The organism is Streptomyces sp. NPDC028928 (assembly GCF_055564915.1).
Map to the genome: position 1 here is coordinate 1 of NZ_JBVHVI010000035.1, position 5,445 is coordinate 5,445.

The window sequence follows — 5,445 nt, forward strand, 5'->3', positions numbered from 1 at the left end:
CCCACCCCCACCACCGACCTCCCCACCTACCCCTTCCAAACCACCCACCACTGGCTCACCCCCCAACCACCCACCACCCCCACCCACCTCGGTCAGCGAGCAACAGAACATCCCCTGCTGGCTGCCAAGGTCGAACTCCCCGACGGCTCCACGCTCTTCACCGGCCGCCTCTCCCTACACGACCACCCCTGGCTCGCCGACCACTCGGTGCACAGCACAGCTCTGCTCCCCGGAACCGCCTATCTGGACCTCGCCCTTCATGTAGGCCAGTTGGCCTCCATGCCGACCATTGAAGAACTCACCCTTGAAGCGCCGCTCACCCTGACGGACGACCAAGCGGTGCACTTGCAGCTCGAACTGGGCGCCCCCGACCGCGAGGGTCGCCGAACCCTAAGCCTGCACTCCCGCCCCGAAGCCACCGACGATCAACAGACCGACGCCCTCCCCTGGACGCGGCACGCCACCGCCACCCTCACCAAGCCGACGCCCGCGCCCACACCCGAGGCCGTCACCTGGCCGCCGGCCGACGCCACGCCCCTCGACCTCACCGGCGCCTACGCCACCCTCGCCGACCACGGCTACACCTACGGCCCCGCCTTCCAGAACCTCACCACCGCCTGGCGCCACGGCAACAACCTCTACGCCGAACTCGAACTCCCGCAGGACACAGAAGACATCGACAGGTACGGCATCCACCCCGCCCTGCTGGACAGCGCCCTGCACCCCCTGGCCTTGGTGTCGACCGGCGAGATCCGGCTGCCGTTCGCCTGGAACGGAGTACGCCTCCACGCCACCGGCGCCACCACCGTCCGCGTCCACCTCACCACCACCGACGACAACACCACCACACTCCACCTCACCGACCCCCACGGCCAACCCATCCTCACCGCCGAGAAACTCACCACACGCGTCCTGAACCCGGCAGCTCTGGCCTCGGCTACACGGGGGACTTCGGACGCGTCGCTCTTCCGAGTGGAATGGACCGCGCTCGCGGCTACCCATGGGGCTGTAGACACTGAAGGCTGGATGGTATGGGGCGAGGAAGACCCGTACGGCCTAGGTCTGCCGGCCCACAGCGACCTGGACGTACTGACGGGCAACACGCCTGAGACGGTCCTGCTGCCCCTGTCGGCTCCGGCGGAACTCGACGGTCCGGCCCAGGCACACGTGCTGGCCGAGCGGACCCTTCTCCGCCTACAGAACTGGCTGGCCCGCCCGGAACTCGAAGACACGCACCTCGTCGCCCTCACCCACCACGCCGTCGCGGCAGAACACGCCGACGATCCCGACCCCGTCCAGGCGGCCGCAGCCGCACTAGTCCGCACCGCACAGAACGAACACCCTCAGCGGATCACCCTCATCGACCGGGACGACCACCCCTTCTCCACCGAGGCGCTCCCTACGGCGGTTACCACGGCGCGGGCCGCCGACGAACCCCACATGGCGCTGCGCAAGGGCGAACTCTTCACTCCGCGGCTGACCAACGCCCCGCAACGCCTGCTGCCCCTCCCGGATCCGGAAGCCGGCGCCTGGCGACTGGGCCTGACCTCACCCGGCAGCCCCGACCACCTCACCCCCCTGCCCGCACCCGACCTCGACCAGCCTCTCGAACCCGGGCAGGTCCGTCTCCGCCTCGAAGCCGTCGGACTCAACTTCCGCGACGTCCTCATCGCGCTCGGCATGTATCCCGAGCCCGCACCCCACATCGGCTCCGAAGGCGCCGGCACCATCACCGAAATCGGACCCCAAGTCCACGGCCTCCAGGTCGGCGACCGCGTCATGGGCATCCTCACCCACGGCACCGGCACCACCACCATCACCGACCACCGCCTGCTCCTCCCCATCCCCGACGGCTGGACCATCCCCCAAGCCGCTTCGGCTTCCATCGCCTATGCCACGGCGTACTACGCGCTGGTGACGCTGGCGGGCCTACGGCCGGGTCAGAACCTGCTCATCCACACCGCGACCGGGGGCGTCGGCCAGGCCGCCACCCACCTCGCCCGCCACCTCGGCGCCCACCTCTACGCCACCGCCAGCCGACCCAAACAACACACCCTCACCACCGACCTCGGCTACCACCCCGACCACATCGCCGACTCCCGCACCCACACCTACGCCGACCACTTCCTCACCCAGACCAACGGCCACGGCATGGACGTGGTCCTCCACTCCCTCGCCCACGAACACACCGACACCACCCTGCGCCTGCTCCCCCACGGCGGCCACTTCATCGACATGAGTAAGACCGACATCCGCGACCCGGACGTCATCAACACCGACCACCCCGGCACCCGCTACCAAGCCATCGACCTCAACGACGCGGGCCCCGAAGGCATCCACAGCATCCTCGCCGCCCTCGACCCACTCCTCCGCTCCGGCACGTTGCCCCCTCTCCCGACGGTCGCGTACCCGATCGTCCGGGCGCCGGAAGCCCTACGCCATTTGAGTCAGGCTCGTCATACGGGCAAGCTCGCCCTCACACTCCCCACCCCGCCCCACCCGGACGGCACCACCCTCATCACCGGCGGCACCGGCACCCTCGCCCAACTCACCGCCCTCCACCTCGCCGAACACCACCACCACCGCCACTTCCTCCTCGCCAGCCGAACCGGACCCCAACACCCCCAAGCCACCCAACTCACCCAACAACTCGCAGAATTCGGCGCCACCGCCACCATCACCGCCACCGACGTCTCCGACCCCCAGCAACTCCAGGCACTCCTCGACACCGTCCCCACCGAACACCCCATCACCACCGTCATCCACACCGCAGCCACCCTCAACGACGCCACCCTCACCACCCTCACCCCCCACCAACTCCACACCACCCTCACCCCCAAAATCGACACCGCCCACCACCTCCACACCACCCACCTCCCCCACCTCAACCACCTGATCCTCTACTCCTCCGCAGCCACCACCCTCGCCAACCCCGGCCAAGCCAACTACAACGCCGCCAACGCCTACCTCGACGCCCTCGCCCACCACCGCCACACCCACCACCAACCCACCACCACCAGCCTCGCCTGGGGACTCTGGCACGAGAGTTCCAACCTCACCACGCACCTGGACGCCAAGGAGCACAGGCGGCTCGCAGGCCAAGGAATCACTCCGCTCACCACATCCCACGCACTCCGACTCCTCAGCAGCGCACTCACCGCACCCCGGCCGAACCTCACCCTCGCCAACATCAACCCCCCGGCCAACGACCTCCGCACCCCACCCCTTCTTCGCAACCTCACAGGCCGGACACTCCCCCACGCCACAACCGGCACCCGGGTCAAGGCCGACTCTGATCAGGCCACGGCAGCTCTGTCCGAACAGTTGCGCCGCCAGTCCACCGAGCAGCGACGGGAGACGGTACTGTCCTTGGTCCGTGCTCAAGCGGCGACCGTGCTGGGCCACTCCTCACCGCAGGCCATAGACATCGGACGCGGCTTCCTCGAACTCGGCTTCGACTCGCTCACGGCAGTGGAGTTGCGCAACCGGCTGAGCACGGCGACCGGACTACGACTGGGCAGCACGCTGCTCTTCGACTACCCGACCGCCGGCGCGCTGGCCGACCACCTGCTCACCGAACTCACGCCCGACAGCGGGACCGCTACCGCTTCCTCACCCGCCGCCCTCGTCACTGAACTCGACCAACTCCAAGCGAAGTTGCTCGCCTCGACGCTGGACCAAGCGGCGCGCGAGAAGCTCGTCGCCCGCCTGCGCGACCTGCTCTCAGCGGTGACAGGCCCCGCCTCCGAGGCCGACGACGAGACGGACGCGAAGGAACTCATCGCCGGTGCCTCCGACGACGATCTCTTCGCCTACATCGACAACGAGTTGGGCGCCTCCTAGCCCCTGCTCCCGCTCCCGCTCCCGAGCACCCACCTTGCTGGCCCTTGATCTCTGATCGCTGGAGATCGTCCTTCTCTCCCGAGGCTGATACCGGATGGCGAACGAAGACAAGCTCCGCGACTACCTCAAGCGCGTGACGGCCGATCTCCAGCAGACGCGTCGCCGCTTGGGGCAGGTCGAGTCCGAACGTCACGAGCCGATCGCGATCGTGGGCATGGCCTGCCGTTTCCCCGGCGACGTCCACACCCCCGACGACCTCTGGCAGCTGCTCGTCTCCCGGACCGACGCCACCGGCCCACTGCCCGCAGACCGCGGCTGGAGCCTGGACGACCTCTACGACCCCGACCCCGGCCGCACGGGAACTTCGTATACCCGCACCGGAGGGTTCCTCCCCGACGCCGCCGGCTTCGATGCGGCCTTCTTCGGGATCAACCCCCGTGAGGCCACGGCCATGGACCCGCAGCAGCGGCTGCTCCTGCAAACGGCCTGGGAAGCCATCGAACACGCCCGCCTCGACCCCACCACCCTCCACGCCACCCCCACCGGCGTCTTCACGGGGGTGATCGCCCAGGATTACGCCACGGACCTGGACCCCGACCAAGCCCACGAGTTGGAGGGGTATCTCGCCACGGGGAACACCACGTCGGTGGCGAGTGGCCGTATCGCCTACACGCTCGGTCTCGAAGGCCCGGCCCTGACCGTGGACACCGCCTGCTCCTCGTCCCTGGTCGCCATCCACCTGGCCATGCAGGCCCTCCGCAACGACGAATGCTCCCTGGCCCTGGCCGGCGGCGCGACGGTCATCTCCGCACCCAATCCGTTCCTGGAGTTCAGCCGGCAGCGCGGGCTCGCTCCCGACGGCCGCTGCAAACCCTTCTCCGACCAGGCGGACGGCTTCGCCCTGGCCGAAGGCGCCGGACTCCTCCTCCTGGAACGCTTGTCGGACGCCCAGCGCAACAACCGACGCATCCTCGCCGTCATCCGCGGCAGCGCCATCAACCAGGACGGGCAGAGCAGCCAGTTGACCGCTCCGAACGGCCCCTCGCAGCAGAGGGTGATCCGGGCGGCGTTGACGGATGCGGGACTGACCGCCGCCGATGTGGACGTCGTCGAAGCCCACGGCACCGGCACCAAACTCGGCGACCCCATCGAGGCACAGGCCCTCCAGGCCACCTACGGCAAGGACCGGTCCACCGAACGACCGCTGTGGGTCGGCTCCGTCAAATCCAACATCGGTCACACCCAGGCCGCAGCAGGCATCGCCGGCGTGATCAAAATGGTCCAGGCCCTACGTCACGGCGTCCTGCCTGCCACCCTGCACCTCGACCGGCCCTCCGACCACGTCGACTGGTCCGACGGCACCATCGCCCTCACCACCCGCACCACGCCTTGGCCCGACGTGCCGCGCCCCCGACGAGCGGGTGTCTCCTCCTTCGGGATCAGCGGCACCAACGCCCACCTCATCCTCGAACAAGCACCGGTGACCGAGGAGACCAACGAACCCGGCGAACCGGGTGAGGTCACCGGCCCCTGGCTGCTGTCCGCACGCACCCCGCAAGCCCTCGCCGACCAAGCCCGACGCCTGCACACCCACCTCACCCA

General features: G+C 69.0%; 2 protein-coding genes. Both read left to right on the forward strand.

What is annotated here, in order from left to right:
* Positions 1-3,843: SDR family NAD(P)-dependent oxidoreductase (locus ACZ4U1_RS40105; RefSeq protein WP_467909121.1), on the forward strand; the 3,843-nt coding region annotated here is incomplete at its 5' end.
* Between the two features lie 94 nt (positions 3,844-3,937).
* Positions 3,938-5,445 (forward strand): type I polyketide synthase (locus tag ACZ4U1_RS40110; RefSeq protein ID WP_467909122.1); only part of this gene is annotated, 1,508 nt, incomplete at its 3' end.